The sequence below is a fragment of the Microcoleus sp. genome (assembly GCF_041354475.1).
In the GTDB taxonomy this organism is placed as follows: Bacteria; Cyanobacteriota; Cyanobacteriia; order Cyanobacteriales; family Microcoleaceae; genus Microcoleus.
Genome location: NZ_JBGJZU010000072.1, coordinates 1 through 22,649, shown reverse-complemented (window position 1 = coordinate 22,649; position 22,649 = coordinate 1). Strand labels below are relative to the sequence as shown.

The window sequence follows — 22,649 nt, the reverse complement described above, 5'->3', positions numbered from 1 at the left end:
CGGCAGCTTTTCGAGGCAGAGCCTCTGGATCTCGGTTCCCAGGCAGAGCCGGGGAACCAGTTAAATTTTAAGAACACGCATTTTTAACTAATCTACTCGTTACCAGGCTCTGCCTGGTAACGCAGATGCGGAGGCTCTGCCTCCAATTTCGATCGGCAGCTTTTCGAGGCAGAGCCTCTGGATCTCGGTTCCCAGGCAGAGCCGGGGAACCAGTTAAATTTTAAGAACACGCATTTTTAACTAATCTACTCGTTACCAGGCTCTGCCTGGTAACGCAGATTCGGAGGCTCTGCCTCCAATTTCGATCGCAGCTTTTCGAGGCAGAGCCTCTGGATCTCGGTTCCCAGGCAGAGCCGGGGAACCAGTTATAACCAACAAATAACAACTAACTATTAACTAATCATCTATTTGCCATCCATCTTTGGTGTAATCTTCATCCAAAATCTTTTTCGGACGCATCACCAGCACAACTCGTCCTAAAATCTGAATATCCGGTGCTTCTTCAAACCAGTACAATTCCAAATTGCCACCGTTATCTGCCAGGAAATAACTATCAGCATCCCATTGTCTTTGAGAGCGATCGACAATAATTAAAATTTCTTCAATTTTGCCTTGCAGTGGCACCGGCAGTCGATCGCTCATTTCCAGAACCGCTACCGGATCTTCAGCATTCAAAATCACTTGCCAGCCCGGAATCGCCACCCAAGCTCCCGCTCCCGAAAATTTTACCATTCTCAACGGTCCAATTTCCTCTAGCAAAGGCACTGCCTGTAAATCTGTCACCGAAAGTGGCAATTTACCCACAACGGGGAGAATCCGGGGTACTTGTTCCTCTGTGTCGAGCCTGTAAACGGGCAAACGGGGGGCAGAACGTCTCCGAACTACGGTAAAATCTACCAGCAACTGCTCGATTTGTTGTCGGGCGCTGTTGCTGCTAGCTAATTTTAAACCCCGCGCAATTAAGCGCGATCGCTCTTGCAAGTCACTGTTTTGTCTGGCTAATTGCCAACACTGGTAAGCCATGGCATCGCCAGCAGTATCTGTGAAGCCTTGGGGCAGACTTCCAAAGCGTGAAAACTCCTTCATGGCTTTAGCGACATCACGGGCGTCGTCAACGTCCAAATTGTGGGCCAGTATCAACGCCGCCGCTGCCGCCCTTTCTGCTTGAGACAGAATCCGAAATTCATACAAAATATCGCTACCTTTGGCCAGAAAGTGCGATCGCACTTCTTCGGAAGCCCCAGCATTTATCATGCTAGTGTAGACTTGGGCTGCAACGCTGACCTGATTTTGCTGAATTGGCTCAAAACCAGTTTCTTCAAAAATTCTTTGAGAACTGTAGCCAGCTTTTTGCAGTGCTGTACAGGCTTGTCCCCAGTGTACCCAGCCACCTTCTTTGCGGCGGAGCGATCGGACTAAATTTTCGAGATCCACAGCATCAGCAGAGGGTTGAGATGCGGGCCCGGATGAATCTTGCGGTGTATCAGTCATAATTGGATCAAAAAGAAAGGCTCTCGTTAAGTGTGATTGAGTACCAGCAAGGATCGTATTGTGGCAAAGGTTAGACTTTATAGTAAGTGATATATGAGACTATTGTTACAGAATAGTTCCTCGCCTAAATTTACAGACGGGAGTTTATCGTATTGTTATGGATAGTGCCATTCCCGAGCTAGACCAAATTAAACGCCAGCTCATGACCTTAAACCGACCGAAAAAGCCGAAAATGTTGGTAGTAGACGACGAACCAGACAATCTGGATTTACTCTACCGCACTTTTCGACGCGATTTTAACGTACTCAAAGCAGAAAGCGGAATTCGTGCTTTAGAAGTATTGGAAAGCGAAGGCGAGGTTGCCGTCATCATTTCCGATCAGCGGATGCCAGAAATGAAGGGAACTGAGTTTCTCAGCAAAACTGTGTTTCAGTTTCCGAACACGGTCAGGATTATTTTGACTGGTTTTACGGATATTGAAGACTTGGTAGATGCGATTAACTCAGGACAGGTTTATAAGTATATCACTAAGCCTTGGGACCCGAACGAATTGAAAATGGTAGTCCAAAAGGCTGCCGAAACTTATGAAGTTCTCAAGCAGCGGACTGAGGAATTGCGTCGCGCCCAAAATCAAATACAACTGTTAGCCACTATCATGCAAACGGCTTTGGAGTATCCGAATTTGGTAGCAACTTTAGACCCCATCGCTACTGCTATCAGTGATAATTTTTTGGCCGACACTTGCATTTTGCAACTGGTGGAAGGCAATGTTTTAGTCCCTGTTCAAGGTGGTCATACCAGCGGTGGTGATCTGGAAAATTGGCTAGCAGATGACCCTCTAGCTAGGGAGGCGATCGCTTCTCAAAATATTCAGGCTGCTGTGAATATTGCAACGGATGCAACCCTAGCTAGCCTGCCACACTATCAGCAATCTGCCATTAAATCCCATCTGAGCATCCCGGTGGTTCACGGAGGTCGATCGATCGCCCTGATTTCCCTCCAGTGGAAGCAGCCTTGTACCCTTCGCCCGGACGAACTAACAACTGTTCACCTCGCAGCTCAACAAGTTGCGTTGGTAATAACAAGTTTTCAGGGTCAGTAGTCAGTAGTCAGTAGTCAGTAGTCAGTAGTCAGTAGTCAGTAGTCATTGGTGATGAGTGATGAGTGATTAGTGATGAGTGATTAGTGATTGGTTATTGGTTATTAGTAACAATCAACAACTAACCAATAACAACTAACCCATAACAACTAACCCATAACAACTAACCTATAACAACTAATCAATGACCAATAATTCCGAAAAAATTAAAACCATATTTAATCGAATAGCACCAATTTACAATCAATTAAACGATTGGTTGAGCTTGGGGCAGCACCGAATTTGGAAACAAATGGCGGTGAAATGGAGTAATGCCCGCCCCGGCAATACTTGCTTAGACTTGTGTTGCGGTAGCGGGGATCTAGCTCTACTTTTATCACAGCAAGCAGGCCCTAGCGGTTCTGTCTTTGGAGTGGATTTTTCACAAGAACAATTGGCTGTTGCAGCCCGTCGCGATCGACCTTTTCTCACTCCTTCTAGTCCCATTTCCTGGGTAGAAGCTGACGCCCTCGATTTGCCTTTTCCCGATGATTACTTCGACTGCGCCACCATGGGTTACGGCCTCCGCAATGTGACTGATATCCCCCGCAGTCTTCAGGAATTGCACCGCGTACTCAAACCCGGTGCAACAGCAGCGATTCTCGACCTCCACCGCCCCAAAAATTCCCTGATGCGGAGTTTTCAGCAGTTTTATCTCCAAAGTCTAGTAGTGCCAATGGCTCAGCAATTTGGCATGACTGAAGAATACGCCTATATCAATCCTAGTTTAGAAAAATTCCCGATGGGTTCGGAACAAGTGGCGATCGCCCACCAAGCCGGATTTACCAACGCCACACACTATCCTATTGCTGGAGCTATGATGGGAGTATTGGTATTAGTCAGTTGACAGTTGACAGTTGACAGTTGAAAGTTGACCGTTGACCGTTGACAGTTGACCGTTGACCGTTGACCGTTGACAGTTGTGATTACTAATTCCCAATTCCGAATTCCCAATTCCCAATTCCCAATTCCCAATTCCCAATTCCCAATTCCCAATTCCCAATTCCTAATTCCCAATTCCCAATTCCCAATTCCCAATTATTGATGAACCCATCTGATATTTGGCTGTTTTTTGCCCCACCTGTAGTGGGAGGAATTATTGGCTATTTCACCAATGATATAGCTATCAAAATGTTATTTCGCCCCTATCGAGCTATTTATGTCAAAGGGCGGCAATTACCATTCACTCCCGGCTTGATCCCCCGCAACCAAGAGCGCTTAGCCAAGCGAATTTCTGACACAATTATGGGCTCGCTCCTGACACCAGAGGAGTTACAAAAATTAGCCCGTCGCCTTTTACAAACCGAGCGAATGCAGTCGGTAATTCTCTGGCTATTGCAGTTAGCCTTGGATCAAGTTAAAGCAGATGCAGAGCAAAAAACTGCTAAAATTCTCGCCAACATTCTGCGAGATTTGCTAGGGGAATCAGTACCACGTATTCTCAAAATTTTGGCGCGACGGGAAGATTTTTTAGAAGCTCAGTTAAATCAAATTTTTGACCAAGTTTTGCTGGAAATTCAGCTAACCGAAGCTCAGGCTGGTCAATTGGCTGATTGGCTGTTACAGGTAGTAATACCGCCGGAAGTGTTGCGGCAGACTTTGATTGACTTTTTGACCGATCGCAATATTTCGATCATCGATGAAGGGTTTCGAGAAAAAACCAGCGGTACTTATTGGGTAGTCGCCAATTTGTTTGGTTTACGGAACACTTTAACTCGACTGCGGACTTTTTGTCTCGATGACAAAGAAGCGACAAATCAGCGCTTAGCAGAATTAACTGTGGCTTTGGGAATTCGCGGGCGAATTCAGGAGTGGCTGCAAAACTTGTCCATGCAAAATCTACCAGTTTCGACAGTGCGACAGTTACGAAAAACTATGCGGGACAGCGTTCGCAGTTATGTTCAAGAACGGGGTATGGAGGTACTTCAGGGCTTGAGCAAGTCTATTGATTGGGAAAATATTTCTAAGTTAATTCTGAGTAGATTGCAGACTTCAGCAGTGATGAGTGCTTCCCTAGAAATGGTCAGCCAAGAACTAGCTTTGGTTTTAGAGCGGTATCTGGAGCGGGATTTAGAAAATATTGTAGCTCAGGCGATCCCTATTTTAAATATCGATCAGGTGATTGTCGATCGAGTTAAAGGTACTTCTCCTGAAGACTTGGAATTAGCAATTCAGGGAATTGTCAAAAGCGAGTTGCAAGGAATAGTCAATTTAGGTGGAATTTTGGGTGTTTTGGTCGGCTGTTTGCAGACTGTTGTGCTGTTGGTACAGCGATGATTTTTTTTGATGATTGTTAGATATTTGTTGTAGCATAAAATACACATCTTATTTAAATCTATGCCAGCTCCCAATCCCGACGATCGCCCCTACCGCCCCAAAAACCCCCGCAACCTCAGTCCCGAACAATACAAACGTTTAACAGCAGAGATAGCCGCTCCCTATCGACCTCTGCGACAGTTGGTCTATATCGCTTGCGGCGCATCTGGCTTCATTGGTGGCTTAGTTTTCCTCGCTAAAATTGCCTCCGGCCAGCAAGTTAGCTCTACTTTGCCCAATTTTGCCCTCCAAGTGGGAGTGGTGGCTCTGATGGTGTTTCTGTTCCGCTGGGAGCAGCGCGCCCAGGGCCAACCCCCAAAACAGAAGTAATAAAATTTTACTAATCTACACAAAAGTACATTTAAGGTAAGGAAAAGTTAAAAACATAAAGAAATCATTACGAAACCCTGGTTTGCGATCGATCCCTGTCATTATTGAAGGATGGGTTCAATTGGGGTCAGCAAATTTAAAGACCCTAATCATAAACCACTTTTAAGCCGTTCAAATGGGGTCAGCTTTCATAAAGACCCTAAACATAAAAACTAACTTTAGACTCACTGCCAGCCTTCACTTATAGAAGACCTGGTGGTGAGTTTTTTGATGCTGATTCCGGTACCAACGGACAGAATACTATCGGGGTTATTCACCCCCTTTTTGATCTGAGTCGCTAATTTCTCCCCCTCTGTACCTGTAACCCTCTCTCCCCCCTCTCCCCCTTACAGCAATGAAGGATTTTTTTACCCGGATTTGATATCGTATCTCCAGAACAGATTTACCTGGGCGGTAAGTAAATAAATATCGCTATAGTCGAAGTGGACAACAATATCTGGGGACTTTAGTATGAGATGGTCATTTTTCAAACAGCGGTGGACTTTATGTTTAGCCACAGGGGCGGGAATGTTGTTTTACAGCGGTGCTGCGCTGGCCTCTGAAAAGGTAGTCCTCAAATACAGTGTGATTCGGATGACTATACCAGTCAGCGAATTAGAAAGTTTCGCGGAAACTGGGAAAATGTCTTCTGGCTTAGAGATGCTGTTGGGACAAGCTAAACAAGACCCGGAAGCTATTCGCCGCCATCTGACGAGACCGGTTAAAGTCAATCCCAGGTTTTTGGATCGGACCCTGAATAGTAAAGTTGGAGACATGATTCTGGATGAAGTCGGTCAGGTAATTCACACTCCTTCTGGGAATGCAAATAAAGAGGCTTTGCGCGCGGCTTTGGTGCTGTCTGCCAGCAGTGATCATGAAATTACGTTACTGGAAACCATCAAGAATTATCCGACGACCGAAGTTGACGTTGAGGGCGATCGTTTGGTGGAAGCTTATGGCAAACTGGTAGCCTTGTCAGAACAATTGGGTGGTGTTTCCGAACGGCTCCAAGACCTTTTGAATAAGATTCGTCTACCTAAACTTTAGGAGACGATCTCAAATCAGGCAAATTTCTGAGTTTGTAGACAGAATAGTTCTCAACGTTCCGTATTTTCACTTATAAACAAGTTTTTTACCCAAAAAAATAGCACAAGTCTTTCTGTAACTTCCATATAATGAAATGCGAAACTATGGACATTATGAAATATCTATCTTAAGATATAGAAAAGCATCTCAAATCCCAAGATAACCGTACCTATTAGGGCGGTTGACTGCCATTCCATAGACTTTATTTACTGGATAAAAACTAGCAAAATGAACAACAATCCTATTCGGTCTAAAGATCGCTTCCTCGTATTTGGCTCTCCTGCGATCGAAGATGCTGAAATTCAGGAAGTCGTATCGACTATGCAAACAGGCTGGTTGGGTACGGGGCCAAAGGTTATGCGCTTTGAAAATGACTTCAAAGCTTACAAGGGTTCCGAGTACGCAATTGCAGTCAATTCCTGTACGGCAGGGCTGCATTTAAGTATCCTCGCTGCTTCGTTAAAACCAGGGGATGAAGTCATTACTACTCCGATGACTTTTTGTGCGACAGTTAACGCGATTATTCACGCAGGGGCAACACCTGTACTGGCAGATATCGACCCGGTGACCATGAATATTGACCCGGCGAAAGTTGAAGCTAAAATAACTTCCAAAACTAAGGCGATTTTGCCAGTTCACTTTGCAGGTCGTCCTTGCGATATGGATGCCCTGTGCGAAATTGCTCAACGCCACAACTTAAAGTTAATCGAAGACTGTGCTCACGCCATCGAAACAGAATATAAAGGACGGAAAGCAGGGACTTTTGGCGACTTTGGATGCTTCAGTTTTTATGTCACCAAAAACATCACTACGGGTGAAGGTGGCATGATTCTAAGTCGGAAACAAGAAGACGCTGACCGGCTCAAAATTTTGGCGCTGCACGGTATGAGCAAAGATGCTTGGAAGCGCTTCGGCGATTCAGGATACAAGCACTACCAAGTGGTGGAAGTCGGTTTTAAATACAATATGATGGATCTGCAAGCTGCGATCGGCATTCATCAAATGGAACGAGTTGCTCCTTATTGGAAGCGGCGCGAAGAGATTTGGCAGCGCTACAATGAAGCATTTGCCGATTTACCAATTACTCTGCCGTCAGACCCACAACCAGACACAATTCATGCCTACCACCTATACACGATTTTGGTAGATGAAGCCACCGCAGGCATCAGCCGCGACGAGTTTCTTAACGCTATTAATGCTGAAAATATCGGTGTTGGCGTACATTACATGAGTATGGCAGAACATCCTGTCTATCAGGAAATGTTTGGATGGCAGCCGGAAGATTATCCGAATGCAAGTTACGTCGGACTCCGCACCATAAGTTTGCCAATTTCAGCCAAATTAACAGATGCAGATGTTGAAGATGTGATTGCTGCTGTTAAAAAATGTTTGGCCAAGGGTAAGGTTCTACCTCAATTAGAGGTGACAGCAGGCAAAGCTGCCTAGACTATTAGCCCCAAAAACATCTAATACCAAATCCGGGTTTTTCACCCCCTTTATTACTGTATGGGCGAGAGGGAGAAATTAGCGACCCACAGCCGAAATGGGGTGAAAAACCCGGATTTAGTCGGATATCTCTATTCCTCATGCTCGACTAATTGAAATGTTGAAGTACAAAGCTGAATTGATGGGAATAAAGGTAATAGAACAAGAAGAATCCTAAGATAGTTTAACACATTTCAATTTGTCCAGTTGCTAAGGAAAAAAATCAATAATGAATAAACAAATTGGCTACTTTATCCCTGAATTTCCAGGGCAAACTCATACTTGGATTTGGCGTGAATATCAAGCAATGCTGGATATTGGTATGAAACCTCACATCATCTCCACCCGCCGTCCGCCCACTAAGGTTGTACATACTTGGGCTCAGAAAGCCCAAAGTATCACCGATTATTTAGTCCCCTTTGAACTCAAAGATTTTGTAAATGTTCCCATCCAACTCATCAAAGCTGGTCCGATTGCTTGGTGGCGCTGTCTGAGTGTAATTGCCAATGCCAAGGATGTCTCTTTAGCTCAAAAGCTTTACTACTTGGTATTGGTCGTTATGGGTGCAAAGCTAGCTTGGTTGGCCAAAACCCAGGGCTGGTCTCACGTCCACGTTCATTCCTGTGGCAATGCTGCTAATATAGCCCTATTTGCCTCGATACTTTCCGATATTACTTATAGTGTCGCCCTTCTCGGTCAGTTAGAAGATTTTGGGGGCAATCAAGAGCAAAAATGGCAACATTCTGCTTTTGCTTCTGTGATGTCTGAACAACTTCTCTACTCTATCAAAGATGAGCTAGAAGGTTTCTTGCCCAAGGATGTGAGAGTTTCACCAGTGGGTGTTAATCTCGATGAAATTAAGCGTGAAACTCCCTACACTCCTTGGCAGGAAGGGACTCAATGCCGAATTTATACTTGTGGCCGTCTCAATATAGCTAAAGGACACAAGTACCTGATTGAGTCAATTAAGTTGCTTCGAGAACGAGGGTTTGACGTCCGTTTACAGATTGCTGGGGAGGATGGAAATGCTGGTAATGGCTACCGGAAAGAATTGGAAAAATTCATTGCGGATGAATCAATGTCTGATTATGTTCAACTGCTGGGTTCTGTCTCCGAAGAACGAAATCGGCAAGGTTATAAAGAGGCTGATATTTTTGCTTTACCCAGCCTAAAAGAGGGAATTTCTGTAGCGGTTATGGAAGCAATGGCTATGGAAACTCCCGTAGTAGTTACCCATGTGGGTGGGATGGCGGAACTGATAGATAGCGGCGTTGACGGTATGCTGGTCCCGGCGGAAAATCCCGAAAAAATGGCAGATGCGATCGCAAAATTGTTACAGGACAAAGAGTTAACTTTGAGTCTGACTCAAAAATCACGACAGAAGATTGCTGATAAATTCCACCATCGGCGCAGCGCTCAGATTTTACTTGAATCCTTGGAGCATCTCAACTAAATTTTGGCAAAATTCAATTCGGTGATTTTTTGAGTAGGGCCCGATAACGTCCTAGCTCCTGAATATAAGGAGCTAGGATATTTATATTAATTTTGAAATGCCCTTGCTGCTGAAAAATCGTGAAATTAACGCCTTGTTTCAAGTTGGTTTTAAACCAGGGGCGATGGGAAGCTACTATGAGTTACAACATTTCGCTTCGCAGCACTCAGTAAGCCAAAGTTGCTAAAGTTTCTCGCAAATAGGAGCGAACTTGCTGGTCGATGCTGACAGTTGCCTGCTGATTCTCAAAATTTCGCTCTAGCTGCCAGCGTTGAAATCCAGAACTTGCGCCGATCGCTTTTTTGAGACTGCCCCAGATTTGAGAATCTTCGTACAGCTCGATCGGCTCTGCTGCTTGAGGTTCTTGTGCGATCGTTTGTGCATTCGCCATATTTTTATACCTCTGTTTTAATCCCCTGTGAGGATTTAAAGCTTACCTTGACAATTTCCATTATATATTCTCCTCTGCCAATAGCAAATGAAAAATCAAAATAACCTCAAATTAAAAATTAGATATTGAATGTTAATAATCTCAATAACTTTCAATTAATAACTATTGATTTATTATCACACTATTTTTAAATCAGCAGTATCTTAAAATACAATTGAATCCGGGGCTGGTTATTTTTTTAATCCTAAATCCCCAATCCCAAATGTCGCATGGCCACGCTCAAATCCCATCTCCCTCTTCTGGTGTCCCCCGATCTCCAGCCTCGGCAAAAGTGGGTAAAATGCGATCGACCTGCCAGCCTGCGATCGTGAAATCGAGCCCAACTTTATCCAAAACATGAGGCTGTCTCGCTGCCAATTCTGATTCCGGTGTCAGCAATACAGCCAGGACACTAGCAGGCACCTGCAAGAACAAATTGCTAGCTAGAAAAGCCCCAGCAGCCAACAGCAATCCAGCCAATCGCCATTGAGGAGGAAAAGGAGCGACGGAAGCTGCCAGGGGAGAAAATCGATATAGTTGCCATAAAATTACTGCCAGCAAAATAGCTAAAAACAGAGCTAATCCTTGATTTAAGCGAGATTTAAACCCAGCCAGAATCCGCTGCTGTGCATTGGTGAGATTCTGGGGTTTCACCGCCACCACTAAAATACTAAAAATGTAAAAAGGACGGAACCACTGCATCCAGAGCACAGGCCCAATACCTGCGGCCCCGACTAAAAATACTTCCAGCCACACTGGCAGCAGCGGAGAACCCACCGCTAGTCCCAGCCAACAAAGTCCAAGGAAAATTGGCAATGCAGCCAGCCCAGCCAGGTGAATCCACAAAAAAGGTTCAGACCAAAAAGAACGCATAAGTAGAAGGAAGAAGGAAGAAGGAAGAAGGAAGAAGGAAGAAGGAAGAATGCTTAAAACTCAAGGCTGGTAATTAACCAGCCTTGAGTCCCCGATCCACAATTGAGAATCCAAAATTATGCTGAGAGCGTGCGACGTTTAGTCACCATTCGGTAGGCTTCTATCATGTCGCCTTGGGCCCAGTCGGTAAACCCATTCAAGGAAATGCCACATTCAAAGCCAGTATTGACTTCCTTAGCATCTTCCTTCATCCGTTTCAGGGAGTCGAGGACACCTTCATAGACGACATTGTTGCCACGGCGCACCCGCACCTTGCAATTGCGAATGACCTTGCCAGAAAGTACCATACATCCAGCCACAGCTCCACGACCGATCGCGAACACAGCGCGCACTTCGACTTGACCCAGAGGTTCTTCCACCAGTTCGGGTTCCAGCAAGCCTTCCATCGCCCCTTGAATGTCATCCAAGAGGTTGTAGATAATGCTGTATTCCCGCACGTCTACCCCTGCTTGGTCGGCTGCTTGGCGAGCGCCGGTGGCGAGGGTAGTATTGAACCCGATAATCACGGCATTACTAGCCGCGGCGAGGTCAACGTCGGTTTCTGTGACTTCTCCAGGAGCAGATAGCAGCAATCGGAGTTGAACTTCTTTTTGAGGAAGTTGGGTCAGAGCGCCGACAATGGCTTCTAGGGAGCCTTGGACATCTGCCTTCAAGATCAAGTTTAGTTCCTTGAGAACGCCTTCCTTAGCTTGTTGAGAGAAGCCACTGAGGCTGATTCTGCCACCTTGCAACAGACGGGAATCTCGTTGGGATGTAGCTCTGCCGCTGGCGATCGCCGCTGCTTCTTTTTCGTTGGCGAAGACATCGAATTCGTCTCCAGCACGAGGCACTTCTCGCAGCCCCAGCACTTCCACCGCAAAAGATGGACTTGCTTGTTCGACGCGAGCGCCCCGATCGTCGATCATAGCCCGCACCTTACCCAAGGCCGAGCCTGCGACCACAATATCGCCTACCCGCAGAGTACCGTTTTGGACTAGCAGAGTTGCCACCGGACCCCTTGCCTTGTCGAGGTGAGCTTCAATCACCGTACCCTTAGCCGAGCGATTCGGGTTGGCGTTGAGGTCTTCCATTTCCGCGACTGTCAAGATCATTTCCAACAGCGTATCGAGGTTTTCGCCTCGGATCGCGCTGACAGGAACCATCGTGATATCGCCGCCCCAGTCATCTGCAACCAAGCCGTACTCTGTCAGCTCTTGCTTCACCCGTTCCGGCTGAGCGCCCTCCTTGTCAATTTTATTGATCGCCACCACAATTGGCACTTTAGCCGCTTTCGCGTGACTGATCGCTTCAATTGTTTGGGGTCGCACGCCATCATCCGCCGCCACCACCAAGATGGCAACGTCTGTGACACGAGTTCCGCGAGCACGCATTGCTGTAAAGGCTTCGTGACCAGGAGTATCCAAAAATACCACCTGCTGGCTCTTGCCTTCGTGTTCCACATCTACGTGGTAAGCACCAATGTGCTGGGTAATACCGCCAGCTTCTCCCTGAGCCACCTTAGTTTTGCGGATCGAGTCGAGCAAGGTAGTTTTACCATGATCCACGTGACCCATAATCGTGACTACTGGCGGACGGCGTTGGAGGTATTCCAAATCTGTTGCGTCCAGCATATCGATTACTTTGATAGCTGGGGCTACTTTTTCAGGGGTTTCTACCTCTATGCCCATTTCTTCAGCTACCATTCTCACCGCTGCAATATCCAGGGTTTCGGTAATGTTGACCGCAATACCTTTAGAGAACAGCCGCTTGATAATTTCGGTTTCGGGAACAGCCAGAGTAGCTGCGAGTTCCTGAACCGTCATCGGCCTGCTGAGTTCCAGTGTTTCTGGACGTTCTACTTTTGTTTCGGCTGCTTTGCCACGATTATTACCCCGTCCACCACTGGAACCAGAGGAGCTCTTATCGTGAGAAGGGCCTGGTCTCTTGTTTTTGCCACTGCTTCCGGGTGCACCCGGAGTTGGTGTTGATTTGAGTGCTGCTGGTGACTTCGCCTTAGCAGGGCGGGCTAGCGACAGGCTGACCATTACTGGTGCTGGCATATCCAAGCCGTTTTCTAAGTCATCGTCATCCTCATCGATGGGTTTTAAGCGAGAACGTTTGACCTTACCAGCTTTGGCTGCTTTGCTAGCTGCATCTGGGTTTTCGTCATCATCTTCTTCCCAAATGACCTGTGTCTTTTTGGCTGGCTTTGGCAGCGTCGGCTTAGGAAGGAGAAGAGTATCCAGCAACAACGACGTATCGTCTCCGTCATCGTCTCCGTCTTCTCCGGTGGCTGAGATGTCACCGCCCCGGCTGCGCAGCCCGGCGGCTGAAGTTGCGGGGGCAAGGCTCCGGCGCGGGCCGCCTGGGCTTGGTCGCTCTGCCAGTTGAGTTTTGACGCTTCCTGGTCCATCTAGGCGTGGTCTTTGGGCGCGAGATTCGGTACCACCGGCCGCTGGTCTGGTGGGTCTAGTCGGTTTAGCAGGTGCTTCCCGGCTTTCTGCCTGTTCTGATTGTTCTTGCTCAGTTTTGGCAACTTTGATGATCGGCCTATTTCCCTGAGTCAGTTGGGTGCGATTAGCAGACTCTCCGGCGGGTCTGACTGGTGGCGATGTCAGCTTTGCCGACGGCCCCGGAGGGGTGCTGGCAACGCGCTGAATTCGTTCGGGGGCTTTTTCCAAGGACGGTTGGGCTGCTATCGCTGCCGGAGCCTCGGTGTTGGTTTCTGGGTCGATATCACCTACAGTTTGAGACACTGTTGCTGACGAAGGCGCTGCTGATGGAGCATTCGGCTTCGACAGTACGGGTCGATTGATATTTGGCTTAGCCGGAGGTTGGAGCTGTTGAGCCGCTGGAGATTTGGGAGGAGTGGCGACGGTTGCCTGTGTTTTTTTTCTCTCCTCGTTCCCCGGCTGCTGGGAGTTTGCACCAGCCTGGGGTCGTACTTTTGGACTGCGTATTTCTAAAATTTGCTGCTTTTTTTGTTGATCGTTAGGATGAGGGCCAGATTCTCTAGATGGCGCTGCTGCTCTTTCGGGGGGAGCTGGCTTGCCGGGGGAAGAGTGGCTGGCTACGTATTTTTCCGCCGTTTTGCGAATGCGTTCTGCTTCTGATTCTGTGATTGTGCTGCTGTGGCTCTTGACTGAAATATTGAGCCGCTCGCACACTGCCAAGATGTCTTTATTATCCAAATTTAGTTCCCGTGATAACTCGTAAATTCTTACTTTGCCGTTGTTCATCCACTCTGCCCTCTGTTATGCCAACCAGTTTTTACATTTTGATTTTTTGTTCTAATGACGACATCATTCGCTGTGATTGATTTCAGTGTCAGGAATCGGGGTTTTGGTACTCTCTCAGCAGTTCCATCTATAAAAATGCAACCTAGCTGAAGTCTGCGATCGGAGAATTCTCAAGTTTTTTTGAGAACTTAGAACTCAGAAGTCTAAGTTTTGGCAAAAGCCACTTTCTCCAACTTCTTAGTTCCCTTTTCTACCTTGAGGATACCTCTGCTAGTACCCCACCCTTATCTAATCTGACACAAATCTTTCCAGACTGGTGGGCAGATCGGATTGGGGTTTTAGTGGTCGCACTACCGGTAATTACAGGTAGGGCTGCCAAGAGGGTTTGTACGGAGGAAGCCGAGGGTTTGTCGGCTTTGACCTTTAAGAGGCGCAGTCAGAGGTGGCTAAACGCTGCCAAAGTGTTTGGTACAGTTGGTCAGACACAGGCGCTTTGAGCGATCGCCCAAGTCGATTTTTTTTCTGAGCTGCTTTGAGGCATTCTGCTTGCGGACAAAGGTAAGCTGAACGACCCATGCCAAGATCTAATTGTACCTGATGAGAAGGATAGACCCTGACTACTCTCCAAAAAGCTTCTTTTGGAGCTACTTTTCGACAACTTGCACAGCATCGGTAGTTCGGTTTCATCATTTACGTCATTTACGATCGGACCCTGGCTTCGGTTTCGTCGATTGTGCCGACATCTTCTGCCTCCGATGAACTTTCCTGGTCCTCCTGGAATTCTGCTTCTTCCTCTGCTGCTAGTCGATCGAGTGTAGTCTCTTCTGCTGCCAATTTACTGTCTTCTGCCTCACGATCGTACTTAGCAATATCTTTGATATCGATTTTCCAACCTGTGAGGCGGGCTGCGAGGCGGACGTTTTGACCTTCTTTACCGATCGCCAGACTAAGTTGGTCTTCAGCGACCAAAATGTGTGCTCGCCTGCCTTCTGGCGCAACTAAACGCACTTCATCTACCCTAGCCGGACTCAGAGCATTAGCAATATAAGTTGCGGGGTCTGGAGACCAGCGAATCACATCGATTTTTTCCCCCCGCAATTCGTTAACTACTACCTGAATCCGCGATCCCCGCGCTCCGATGCAGGCTCCTACGGGGTCTACGTCTCGATCGAGAGTATCAACTGCTATTTTAGTCCGGGGACCGACGTGACGGGAAGGGGGATTTGCCTCTCTAGCTACGGCAACAATTCTCACCACTCCGTCTTCTATTTCGGGCACTTCGTTGGCAAATAAATAAACTACCAAACCTGCGTCTGCTCTAGAGACAAGTAACTGCGGTCCTCTAGTAGAGCCTTCGCCTACTTTTTTGAGGTACACCTTAAATGTAGCATTGGCGCGGTAATTATCATTGGGCAACTGTTCGCGTTTCGGGAGTTCGGCATCTACTTCTGGCTGACCAAAACTGCTAGTGACTGCTAAAATTACCGACTGTCTCTCAAACCTGAGCACTCTTGCTTGAAGAACAGTTTCTTCTAAATCTTTAAACTCTTCTTGAATCATTTTGCGCTGTTGGTCGCGCAGTTTTTGAGCCAGCACTTGTTTAGTCTGGATGGCTGCCATCCGACCAAATTCTTTTTGATTTGGCGTTACGTCTACCAACACGATGCTACCCGGTTGAGCTTCTGTGGCTACTTCCTGCACTTCGGAAAGTGCTATTTCGTGATCGGGATTGACGACTTCTTCGACAATAGTTTTGTTTGCTAAAACGCGAAAACCTTCTTGTTCTGCATCTAGTTCTACATCAAAATTATCAAAGTATTCTTCACTGAAATGGTCTAATTTTTGGGTGCGACGGTAGCGTTCGTATCCTTTGAGGAGGGCTTCTCGTAAGGCTGCTTGAACTGCGTGTTTGGGCAAGTTTCTTTCTTTGCTAATACCTTCGACCATTTCTTTGAGTCCGGGCAGAGGAACCATTGACATATAAAACACTCCTTTTTGTAATTGGGTAATCGGGCCTTGGGCAGTTGTGCCCGCCTAGTCGAAGTATCGGTCATCGGCAATTGCCGAGGGTAAATTATGAGTGATGAGGGATTAGGTGAACTCAAGACTCAAAACTTCCTTTTACATCTCTTTTCCTTCGTCTAGTTCAACTTTGGCAATCTGAAGACGGGGAATTTTAATTTGTCGCCCTTTTTGATTGAGATAAACTGTTGTTTCATCGCGACCCACCAGTAGTCCTTTCCACTCTTTGATTCGCGATTCCGGTTCGGTGGCTTTGACTGTGACGGGGAAACCTTTAAAGGTAATGAATTCTCGATCGCTGCTGAGCAATCGGGATATACCAGGACTGGAAATCTCTAGCACGTAGGCATCGGGTATGATGTCGGCTGCGTCTAATTCTGGTTCGAGAGCTATGCTCATCCGCTCGCAGTCGGCTAAACCGATGTCTTGCTGGACGTTGCGGATGTCTATCCGTAAGACTGGTGGATTTTGGTTGGTGTGAAACACTGCTCCCACTACTTCCAATCCCAGTGTTTCGGCAACGGGGGTAGCTAAGTCAATGATTTGTGGGATTAGGGGATGAGTCATATTGAATATTTAAGCTAAAACTCCTGAACTCGGACACGGGCCTGGATCAGTCCTAAACTTGCAAGTCTGATGCCCTGAGCTTTTTTCCTGCGACTAATGCAACAAAAAAAGTGGGCTTGACCCACTGCTTCATAAAACTTACCTAGACTTACCCAAAGCTATCCTTTGGATAATTAGTGTTCACTTCCTACGCTGTTGGGTGGTCGGCCATCCCAAGATAAGTAGGCTAGCCCCCTCAAGCCGAGGGTTGTTTCCAGTTGAAAATGTTCTCTCCTGGCGTTTAAATCGCGGTAAATTGACATACCACAAACAGGACTATCATCAGTCCTGAGACTCAGTAGTGAAGTTTGAGAACTATCTCCGGTATCAAATATTGCACAATTGTCAAAAAGTTTTTGAGGGGCGGGCCATAAGATCCCCACTCCACAAGCAAATTTACTTTTTGTGCAACAAGCATTTTGCCTGTTGGCAACAGAGGTACAAGCTTTGAGTTCGATCGCAGTTAATCTCAAATCTCAGTTTAGCTCGATCGCCCGCCCAGTGACAAACCCCCTTGGGATCTCGGCGATTCGCCGACGGGGGGAGTGGGGAGATGGGGACAGAAGCGGGAAAATCTTCCATCTTCCATCTTCCTAACGCGGGGCTATGCGTTGCAGTTCTTTGGCTTGTTCTAAAATTTTCTCGAAGTCTTCTTCACTCAACCGCTGGATGTAGTTGATTTTAAACTCTTCCAGGAAGTCGCAAAGCAACATTTGTATTTCTTGCCAAGTTTGCTGCTGTTGCAGTTCAGCTCCCAAAGCTTGCCCGAAATGCTGGACTAGCTGGCTTGAGAGTTTGGTTCCTATAGGGTCTTCGCTGGCGATTTTGAAGGCTTCGTAAGCATCTTGGGGACCGAGTGTGGCTAGTTTCGAGAGTTCTGCCACTAATTGCTCTGCTAGCTGTTCCGGCAGGTTTCCCAATCCGGGTACTTGCTTCCATCCTTGATAAAGGGGGGATTGTTTGAGAAATAGTTCTATATTGTAACGCAGGAGGGCTTCTAGGTCTGGCTGGAGTTGAGGGAGGACTTTGTAGACGGTGATTTGGACTAAATGAGTGGCGATCGCTTCTATTTCGTTGATATTATTAATGTCTAAATATCGCTGTTTCTGAGATTGAAAAAGTTGCTTGGCTAGTTCGCCACTACTAATTGATTGTTGCATCTGGTTGATGAGCTGAATTACCACTACTTCTGTTAATTCTTGGGCAAAGTTGGCGACGAAACCCCGGCTGATTTGGGTGCGAATGGGTTGGAGATCCGGCATTTTGGCTTGGTGGATGCGGATGGTGACAGTTAATACTCGCAATAGTCGCCATCCGGGGATCAGCATGAAAATGTCGTACCACCGCCAGAGCATGGCTGCCCGCCAAGTGACGCTGCGGTGGCGGCGACTGATGGTGTAGGTGCGGGCTAAAAATTCGATCGCAAATATGAGAATAAATGGGAGGTCAATTTTCCAAAAATTGTCGGTAAATTCGCCGTTTTCTCCGATCGCCCGGTAATAGTTGGTGGCGATTAATGGCTTGATTTTGGCATCAAACCAGTTGATTTCTGTTTGCCAACCTTTTCTGGTTAAATAGTCTTGGCTCCAGAATGTTTTGAATGATTGTTTTGCCGAGTCTTCTGGGTTGGGAGCGCGATCGCGGATTCTGTCTTTAATTTTTTCTAGCGTGCCGCTTTTTGATGCTACTCGAAAGGGGTCTTCGTCGATCATTTTGACACTCAGATTGTCTAGTTCCTGCAATTTAGCTGTTACTTGAGGAGAGGCTAAGCCTGTTTGCACTACTTGATTTTTTAATTCATCTAAGCTTTCTAGATATTTTTGGGTATCTCGGTGGGGTTGAATTCCTTTAAATGGATCGTAGACTTGGGTGAGGAGGGGCAGTTGCCGGCAGTAGAAATCACGCCACGGAACGTAACTGATGTCAAATAATACTAGGCTTAAATTTCCGAGTGCTATCAAAGCCATTAAGCGCTCGATCCAGGGTATTTTGGGAGATTTTTTGGGGGATTTGGAAGTTTGAGATGGCTGAAGTTTGAGTGTCATTCTATTTGGTCGTTGGGATGATAAATTGGGGATATTTCAGAAAACTATGCTCAATTATTTCAGGTCATTAACTGCTGTTTTTACTCCATAATAACTGCGTGGTTTTATTAAATTATACTAGAATTATTTTGAGGTATCATACTTTTGGTATTTTTTCAAAAATTGTGGCATTTGGTAAAATTTATTGTTAACAATAATACATATATTCACAGAAAACATGGAAAGCAACTAAGCCGATAGCTAGGATTTATTAATGCCTATTTGTAACAGTACAATTAGATGTTTTAGGCAATGAGAAATTTCTGGGGGGTCGATCAGAAGTGGGCGCTCCTATTGGAATTACTCTGGATAGATGAGTTGACCTGATTGTTTTATTGTACTCAGGATGGGAGCGATCGAGTATGGTGTCTGTTTTAGGCTCTACAGGCTGGCGGTGGCAAAAATTGAAAGTAGTTGGGGCGATGGGCCTTTTTGACTGCTAAATGACAACTGGTTGGGATGAAGCTCTGTTTGTGGAATATACTGCATCGATCGAGCTTCGGTGTCAAACTGGGACTCTGAGTTTGAGGTAAAAGGCTCAAGAGAGCTATACTTGCTGTGGGGCAGTCTGGCGAGAACTCCCCTCAGCGGTGCCCCAGGCAGCCTCTGTGCTGATGTTCTGAGTTTTGCGCCCAAAAAAACAGCTCGCGATCGCACTCTTGAATAAAAGGACACTCTGAGTATAATTTTGTTCACCCGTTTTTAATATATGACCTACTGCCTTAATCTCGATTGCCCAAAAGACAAGCGTCAGAACCCACCAGGCACGAAGTATTGTCTTAATTGCGGTTCTAAATTGCTGCTAAAAGACCTTTATGCAGCAACTGAACCGCTGCGCGATGGGGGATTTGGCAGAACTTTTCGGGCTGTTAATCACGGGAAGTTTGAAGAAATGTGCGTAATCAAACAGTTGTCACCACCACAGGAATTTCAGCGGAAACCGAGTCATTTTAAAAAGTATGTCAGGTTGTTTGAACAAGAAGCAAGACGGCTCTATGAACTCAAACATTCCCAAATCCCGCAGTTAATTTCTTATTTTGAGGAAGATGGGCGCTTGTATTTAGTGCAAGAGTTTATTGATGGCAATAACTTAAAGGATGAGTTAGAAAAATATGGTGCTTATAGCGAAATTAAAACTAGAGAACTGCTCTTAGATTTGTTGCCTTTGCTGAATTTTGTTCATGAGCGGAATGTAATTCACCGGGATATTAAGCCGGAAAACGTGATTCGTCGCAATCGCGATCGCAAATTGGTACTGATCGATTTTGGGGTTTCTAAACAGGTAGTAGCAGCAGCTCCTAGCCAAGCAGGAACTAAGTTGGGAACTCCGGGCTATGCGGCTCTAGAACAGCGGCACGGTAAGGCTGTTCCTGCTAGCGACCTTTACAGTTTGGGGGTGACTTGCATTCGCTTGCTGACTTCTGTGATGCCTTATTTGGATATCTACGGAGACATTCATGATGACCTTTATGACCCCCTTGAAGGTCGCTGGCTGTGGAGGGAGGCTTTGCCTAAAGGTACAAAGATTAGCCAAGATTTAGGGCAAATTTTGGATAAGTTGATTCAGGAGTATGTTAAAGACCGCTATAAGTCTGCTCTGGAAGTTTTGGAGGTTTTAAGACCTACTTCTGTGGTGGTAGTACCATCGGTACCAAAGTCGCAGCAACCAACTGTTGTTGTTAGTCCTTCTATACCAACTCAACCGGTAACTCAAACTCCGCTAGTTTCCGTTAATTTAGAATCGGAAAAAGGTATTGACTATTCTCTGTTGGAAAGACTGCTGACTGAGAAAAATTGGCGTGCTGCTGATGAGGAAACTTCTCTGAAAATGTTGGAGGTGATGGAGCAAACCTCAAGAGGTTATTTGAGTGAGGAAGATATTAGGAAGTTTCCGGGTAAGGATTTACAGACTATAGACCAACTTTGGGTGCGTCACAGTCATCGCCGATTCGGTTTTTCGGTGCAAAAGGGTCTGTGGGTAAAGTCTGGTGGAAAGCCTGGAGTTTATGATGCTACTGTTTGGGAAAAGTTTGGCGATCGTGTGGGATGGCGGATTAATAATCAATGGGTATACTATTCGGAGATAAATTTTACTTCTAAGGCGAAGCCTGGACATTTGCCTGGTGGGACTGTTTTTGGATGGGAAGGTGGGGTTTTGTGCGGTGTTTTGGGTTTGGGTGGGATTTGGTTTTTGTTGTCACGGCGAGATGTGTAATTATTGGTTATTGGTTATTGGTTATTTGTTATTTGTTATTTGTTATTGGTTATTTGTTATTCCCAATTCCCAATTCCCAATTCCCAATTCCCAATTCCCAATTCCCCATTCCCAATTCCCCATTCCCAATTCCCCATTCCCAATTGCCCATTGGCCTAAATGATGTGTTTTTTATAAATGAGCTATAAAAATAAGCAGCAAATAAGATATAATCACAAACTATTTTTCTGTGATATGTTTTGAGAGAAGGGCAAGTTTACAAAGTCAACATCCAGTCCTCAGCGCTGTCTCAGCATGGTTGACTGGCTTTGGCTCCCATTGAAAAAGGAGATATATCTATTATGCTGCAAGAAAAATGTCTGAAGCCGTGGACTGTGGTTCGATCGCTTCCGAATTTGGAAAAGGTGGTTGTAGGTCAGTTTCGTAGTTGGTCTGATGCAGACGGTCACTTGCAAATTCTCAAGCGCATGGTTCCGGCCGACAGGTTGACTGTTGTGTTCGATCCTGTAGTTCCAGCCTGATCCACTACGCACTGATAACTTTGGCGAGGCAAACAAGACCCTTCGTAGCTGTATACACACATTTACCAAAATATAGCGTGCATTAGGTAGATACTGCGAAGGTGGAGGAACAGGAGCAGAGTTTCCCACCCGATAAATGGGAGTCTCCTTTGGAGATTGTCTCTTTCCTAAAAACTGGAATTGTGAGAATTTTTAGATGTGGGTGATTGACAGTTGCCCACATTTGTTTACCAGAAAAATGGGTTGAAAGCCTCGTCCTTGTAGGACGGCTTTAACTTCCGAAACCAGTGTGGTCGCTATTGGCTCAATGGTTGGAATACTTTGGGAAGGTGTACGGAAAAACAGTAGTTGCTGTTCCACCTCAGTAAACTTCTCAAATGTGTTCGGGATGTGGCAATCTCGTTAAGAAATCTCTATCAACTCGATCCCATATTTGTGGCTGCGGTACGGTTTTAAATCGCGATCGACTGTAAGTAGCCACAGTGGTCTGGAAAAGAAAACGCTAACATAAAAGAAATTATACAATTTCGGAGTTAATACTTGACACTTCCACAAGGCCGCGAAAGCGTCCTAGATTGGCTCAGAGACCACGTTCCTGCTGCTCGCATCACACATATTCTCGGAGTCGAGCAATCCGCAGGTGACTTGGCTCGCCTTTACGGCCTCGATGAAGCTAAAGCTCGATCGGCCGGATTGTTACACGATTTGGCAAAATACTTCAAGCCTCAACTGCTACTGGAAATTGCAAAGGGGGAAGGTTTAGAGCTAGACTCGGTGTTAATAGCGCACCCACACCTGCTACACGCAGATGTCAGCGCCATTGTCGCCAGAGATGAGTTTGGGGTGGTCGATCGAGAAATATTGGACGCAATTGCTAACCATACCCTCGGCAGACCAAATATGAGTCAGCTCAGTTGTACCGTATTTATAGCGGATACGATCGAGCCTAGCCGCGGTAACACCCCCGAACTAGAAGCGCTGCGTTCGGCAAGCGTGCAAAATCTTTATGCCGCCGTCTGGCAAGCCAGCGATTATGCTCTTAAATATTTGCTAGAAACTCGGTGCTACATCCACCCGCGGACGGTACTTACCCGCAATTGGGCGCTGCAAATGGCTAGAGCTAGTACCTAGCTAGCTATTAAATAGACAAGGTGGTACACTTATAGACAAATCTACGATGTACCATTTTGTTCAAACCCTGCGCGATTCCCAAAAAAGCTTGGATTATCAGTAAAGACACTCG

At 46.2% G+C, this 22,649-nt stretch carries 20 protein-coding genes and 2 pseudogenes; 14 read left to right on the top strand and 8 right to left on the bottom strand.

Features of this window, described 5'->3' with window-relative positions; all coding sequences use genetic code 11:
* Window positions 1-396: 396 nt before the first annotated feature.
* Window positions 397-1,491: a RuBisCO accumulation factor 1 gene (locus ACBR23_RS22305; protein WP_371117564.1), complete on the bottom strand. Its 1,095-nt coding sequence runs from the start codon at window positions 1,489-1,491 to the stop codon at window positions 397-399.
* 157 nt (window positions 1,492-1,648) lie between these two features.
* Here ACBR23_RS22305 and ACBR23_RS22300 point away from each other — a divergent pair, with 157 nt between their 5' ends.
* From ACBR23_RS22300 to epsE, 7 genes are all read left to right on the top strand, one after another.
* Window positions 1,649-2,593 carry a response regulator gene (locus tag ACBR23_RS22300; protein ID WP_371117563.1) on the top strand — a complete coding sequence of 315 codons (945 nt, stop codon included), beginning with the start codon at window positions 1,649-1,651 and terminating at the stop codon, window positions 2,591-2,593.
* Between the two features lie 181 nt (window positions 2,594-2,774).
* A complete protein-coding gene (ubiE, locus tag ACBR23_RS22295; protein WP_341736109.1) occupies window positions 2,775-3,476 on the top strand; it encodes a bifunctional demethylmenaquinone methyltransferase/2-methoxy-6-polyprenyl-1,4-benzoquinol methylase UbiE in 702 nt (233 codons plus the stop codon).
* 197 nt (window positions 3,477-3,673) lie between these two features.
* A complete protein-coding gene (locus ACBR23_RS22290) occupies window positions 3,674-4,906 on the top strand; it encodes a DUF445 domain-containing protein (protein ID WP_371117560.1) in 1,233 nt (410 codons plus the stop codon).
* A 60-nt stretch (window positions 4,907-4,966) separates the two neighbouring features.
* Window positions 4,967-5,275 carry a DUF3493 domain-containing protein gene (locus ACBR23_RS22285; protein ID WP_341736106.1) on the top strand — a complete coding sequence of 103 codons (309 nt, stop codon included), beginning with the start codon at window positions 4,967-4,969 and terminating at the stop codon, window positions 5,273-5,275.
* Between the two features lie 510 nt (window positions 5,276-5,785).
* Entirely contained in the window at window positions 5,786-6,361 is a 576-nt protein-coding gene (locus ACBR23_RS22280; protein ID WP_341736105.1) for an alpha/beta hydrolase, read from the top strand.
* 267 nt (window positions 6,362-6,628) lie between these two features.
* Window positions 6,629-7,846 (top strand): DegT/DnrJ/EryC1/StrS family aminotransferase, encoded by a 1,218-nt coding sequence (locus tag ACBR23_RS22275; RefSeq protein WP_371117559.1) that lies wholly within the window; start codon window positions 6,629-6,631, stop codon window positions 7,844-7,846.
* A 268-nt stretch (window positions 7,847-8,114) separates the two neighbouring features.
* Window positions 8,115-9,338 carry an exopolysaccharide biosynthesis GT4 family glycosyltransferase EpsE gene (gene epsE, locus ACBR23_RS22270; RefSeq protein WP_341736103.1) on the top strand — a complete coding sequence of 408 codons (1,224 nt, stop codon included), beginning with the start codon at window positions 8,115-8,117 and terminating at the stop codon, window positions 9,336-9,338.
* 205 nt (window positions 9,339-9,543) lie between these two features.
* On the opposite strand, the gene ACBR23_RS22265 is transcribed toward epsE, so the two are convergent.
* The 6 genes from ACBR23_RS22265 to rimP all read right to left on the bottom strand — a co-directional run bounded on the left by ACBR23_RS22265 (window position 9,544) and on the right by rimP (window position 16,547).
* On the bottom strand, window positions 9,544-9,768 hold the full coding sequence (locus ACBR23_RS22265) for a hypothetical protein (protein ID WP_341736102.1): 225 nt from the start codon (window positions 9,766-9,768) through the stop codon (window positions 9,544-9,546).
* 279 nt (window positions 9,769-10,047) lie between these two features.
* Window positions 10,048-10,680 carry a low-complexity tail membrane protein gene (locus ACBR23_RS22260; RefSeq protein WP_341736101.1) on the bottom strand — a complete coding sequence of 211 codons (633 nt, stop codon included), beginning with the start codon at window positions 10,678-10,680 and terminating at the stop codon, window positions 10,048-10,050.
* 116 nt (window positions 10,681-10,796) lie between these two features.
* Window positions 10,797-13,958 (bottom strand): translation initiation factor IF-2, encoded by a 3,162-nt coding sequence (infB, locus tag ACBR23_RS22255; RefSeq protein ID WP_371117558.1) that lies wholly within the window; start codon window positions 13,956-13,958, stop codon window positions 10,797-10,799.
* A gap of 423 nt (window positions 13,959-14,381) precedes the next feature.
* Window positions 14,382-14,645 (bottom strand): YlxR family protein, encoded by a 264-nt coding sequence (locus tag ACBR23_RS22250; protein WP_341736118.1) that lies wholly within the window; start codon window positions 14,643-14,645, stop codon window positions 14,382-14,384.
* Window positions 14,646-14,657: 12 nt separating this feature from the next.
* Window positions 14,658-15,938 carry a transcription termination factor NusA gene (gene nusA / locus ACBR23_RS22245; protein ID WP_341736099.1) on the bottom strand — a complete coding sequence of 427 codons (1,281 nt, stop codon included), beginning with the start codon at window positions 15,936-15,938 and terminating at the stop codon, window positions 14,658-14,660.
* Window positions 15,939-16,079: 141 nt separating this feature from the next.
* A complete protein-coding gene (rimP, locus tag ACBR23_RS22240; RefSeq protein WP_341736098.1) occupies window positions 16,080-16,547 on the bottom strand; it encodes a ribosome maturation factor RimP in 468 nt (155 codons plus the stop codon).
* Between the two features lie 444 nt (window positions 16,548-16,991).
* Between rimP and ACBR23_RS22235 the strand changes: the two genes are divergently transcribed.
* Window positions 16,992-17,183, top strand: a complete 192-nt coding sequence (locus ACBR23_RS22235; RefSeq protein WP_341736097.1) for a hypothetical protein — start codon at window positions 16,992-16,994, stop codon at window positions 17,181-17,183.
* Here ACBR23_RS22235 and ACBR23_RS22230 read toward each other — a convergent pair.
* Window positions 17,180-18,553: a hypothetical protein gene (locus tag ACBR23_RS22230; protein ID WP_371117573.1), complete on the bottom strand. Its 1,374-nt coding sequence runs from the start codon at window positions 18,551-18,553 to the stop codon at window positions 17,180-17,182. The genes ACBR23_RS22235 and ACBR23_RS22230 overlap by 4 nt on opposite strands.
* Window positions 18,554-19,172: 619 nt before the next feature.
* On the opposite strand from ACBR23_RS22230, the gene ACBR23_RS22225 reads away from it, so the two are divergent.
* From ACBR23_RS22225 to yqeK, 6 genes and pseudogenes are all read left to right on the top strand, one after another.
* On the top strand, window positions 19,173-19,337 hold the full coding sequence (locus tag ACBR23_RS22225) for a hypothetical protein (protein WP_341736096.1): 165 nt from the start codon (window positions 19,173-19,175) through the stop codon (window positions 19,335-19,337).
* 42 nt (window positions 19,338-19,379) lie between these two features.
* A pseudogene (locus ACBR23_RS22220) lies at window positions 19,380-19,457 on the top strand (hypothetical protein); the annotation flags it as partial.
* Between the two features lie 9 nt (window positions 19,458-19,466).
* A complete protein-coding gene (locus ACBR23_RS22215; protein WP_371117572.1) occupies window positions 19,467-20,885 on the top strand; it encodes a GUN4 domain-containing protein in 1,419 nt (472 codons plus the stop codon).
* A 341-nt stretch (window positions 20,886-21,226) separates the two neighbouring features.
* The gene (locus ACBR23_RS22210; protein WP_340524036.1) at window positions 21,227-21,406 is read left to right on the top strand and encodes a hypothetical protein; all 180 of its coding nucleotides are present in this window, start codon (window positions 21,227-21,229) and stop codon (window positions 21,404-21,406) included.
* A gap of 305 nt (window positions 21,407-21,711) precedes the next feature.
* A pseudogene (locus ACBR23_RS22205) lies at window positions 21,712-21,879 on the top strand (zinc ribbon domain-containing protein); the annotation flags it as partial.
* Window positions 21,880-21,946: 67 nt separating this feature from the next.
* Window positions 21,947-22,537, top strand: a complete 591-nt coding sequence (yqeK, locus tag ACBR23_RS22200) for a bis(5'-nucleosyl)-tetraphosphatase (symmetrical) YqeK (RefSeq protein ID WP_371120439.1) — start codon at window positions 21,947-21,949, stop codon at window positions 22,535-22,537.
* Window positions 22,538-22,649 lie beyond the last annotated feature (112 nt).

Coding starts and splice junctions, on each gene's coding strand:
- ACBR23_RS22305 (WP_371117564.1), bottom strand. CDS start 1,491: ATGACTGATACACCGCAAGATTCATCCGGGCCCGCATCTCAACCCTCT.
- ACBR23_RS22300 (WP_371117563.1), top strand. CDS start 1,649: ATGGATAGTGCCATTCCCGAGCTAGACCAAATTAAACGCCAGCTCATG.
- ubiE (WP_341736109.1), top strand. CDS start 2,775: ATGACCAATAATTCCGAAAAAATTAAAACCATATTTAATCGAATAGCA.
- ACBR23_RS22290 (WP_371117560.1), top strand. CDS start 3,674: ATGAACCCATCTGATATTTGGCTGTTTTTTGCCCCACCTGTAGTGGGA.
- ACBR23_RS22285 (WP_341736106.1), top strand. CDS start 4,967: ATGCCAGCTCCCAATCCCGACGATCGCCCCTACCGCCCCAAAAACCCC.
- ACBR23_RS22280 (WP_341736105.1), top strand. CDS start 5,786: ATGAGATGGTCATTTTTCAAACAGCGGTGGACTTTATGTTTAGCCACA.
- ACBR23_RS22275 (WP_371117559.1), top strand. CDS start 6,629: ATGAACAACAATCCTATTCGGTCTAAAGATCGCTTCCTCGTATTTGGC.
- epsE (WP_341736103.1), top strand. CDS start 8,115: ATGAATAAACAAATTGGCTACTTTATCCCTGAATTTCCAGGGCAAACT.
- ACBR23_RS22265 (WP_341736102.1), bottom strand. CDS start 9,768: ATGGCGAATGCACAAACGATCGCACAAGAACCTCAAGCAGCAGAGCCG.
- ACBR23_RS22260 (WP_341736101.1), bottom strand. CDS start 10,680: ATGCGTTCTTTTTGGTCTGAACCTTTTTTGTGGATTCACCTGGCTGGG.
- infB (WP_371117558.1), bottom strand. CDS start 13,958: ATGAACAACGGCAAAGTAAGAATTTACGAGTTATCACGGGAACTAAAT.
- ACBR23_RS22250 (WP_341736118.1), bottom strand. CDS start 14,645: ATGAAACCGAACTACCGATGCTGTGCAAGTTGTCGAAAAGTAGCTCCA.
- nusA (WP_341736099.1), bottom strand. CDS start 15,938: ATGTCAATGGTTCCTCTGCCCGGACTCAAAGAAATGGTCGAAGGTATT.
- rimP (WP_341736098.1), bottom strand. CDS start 16,547: ATGACTCATCCCCTAATCCCACAAATCATTGACTTAGCTACCCCCGTT.
- ACBR23_RS22230 (WP_371117573.1), bottom strand. CDS start 18,553: ATGGCTTTGATAGCACTCGGAAATTTAAGCCTAGTATTATTTGACATC.
- ACBR23_RS22210 (WP_340524036.1), top strand. CDS start 21,227: ATGCTGCAAGAAAAATGTCTGAAGCCGTGGACTGTGGTTCGATCGCTT.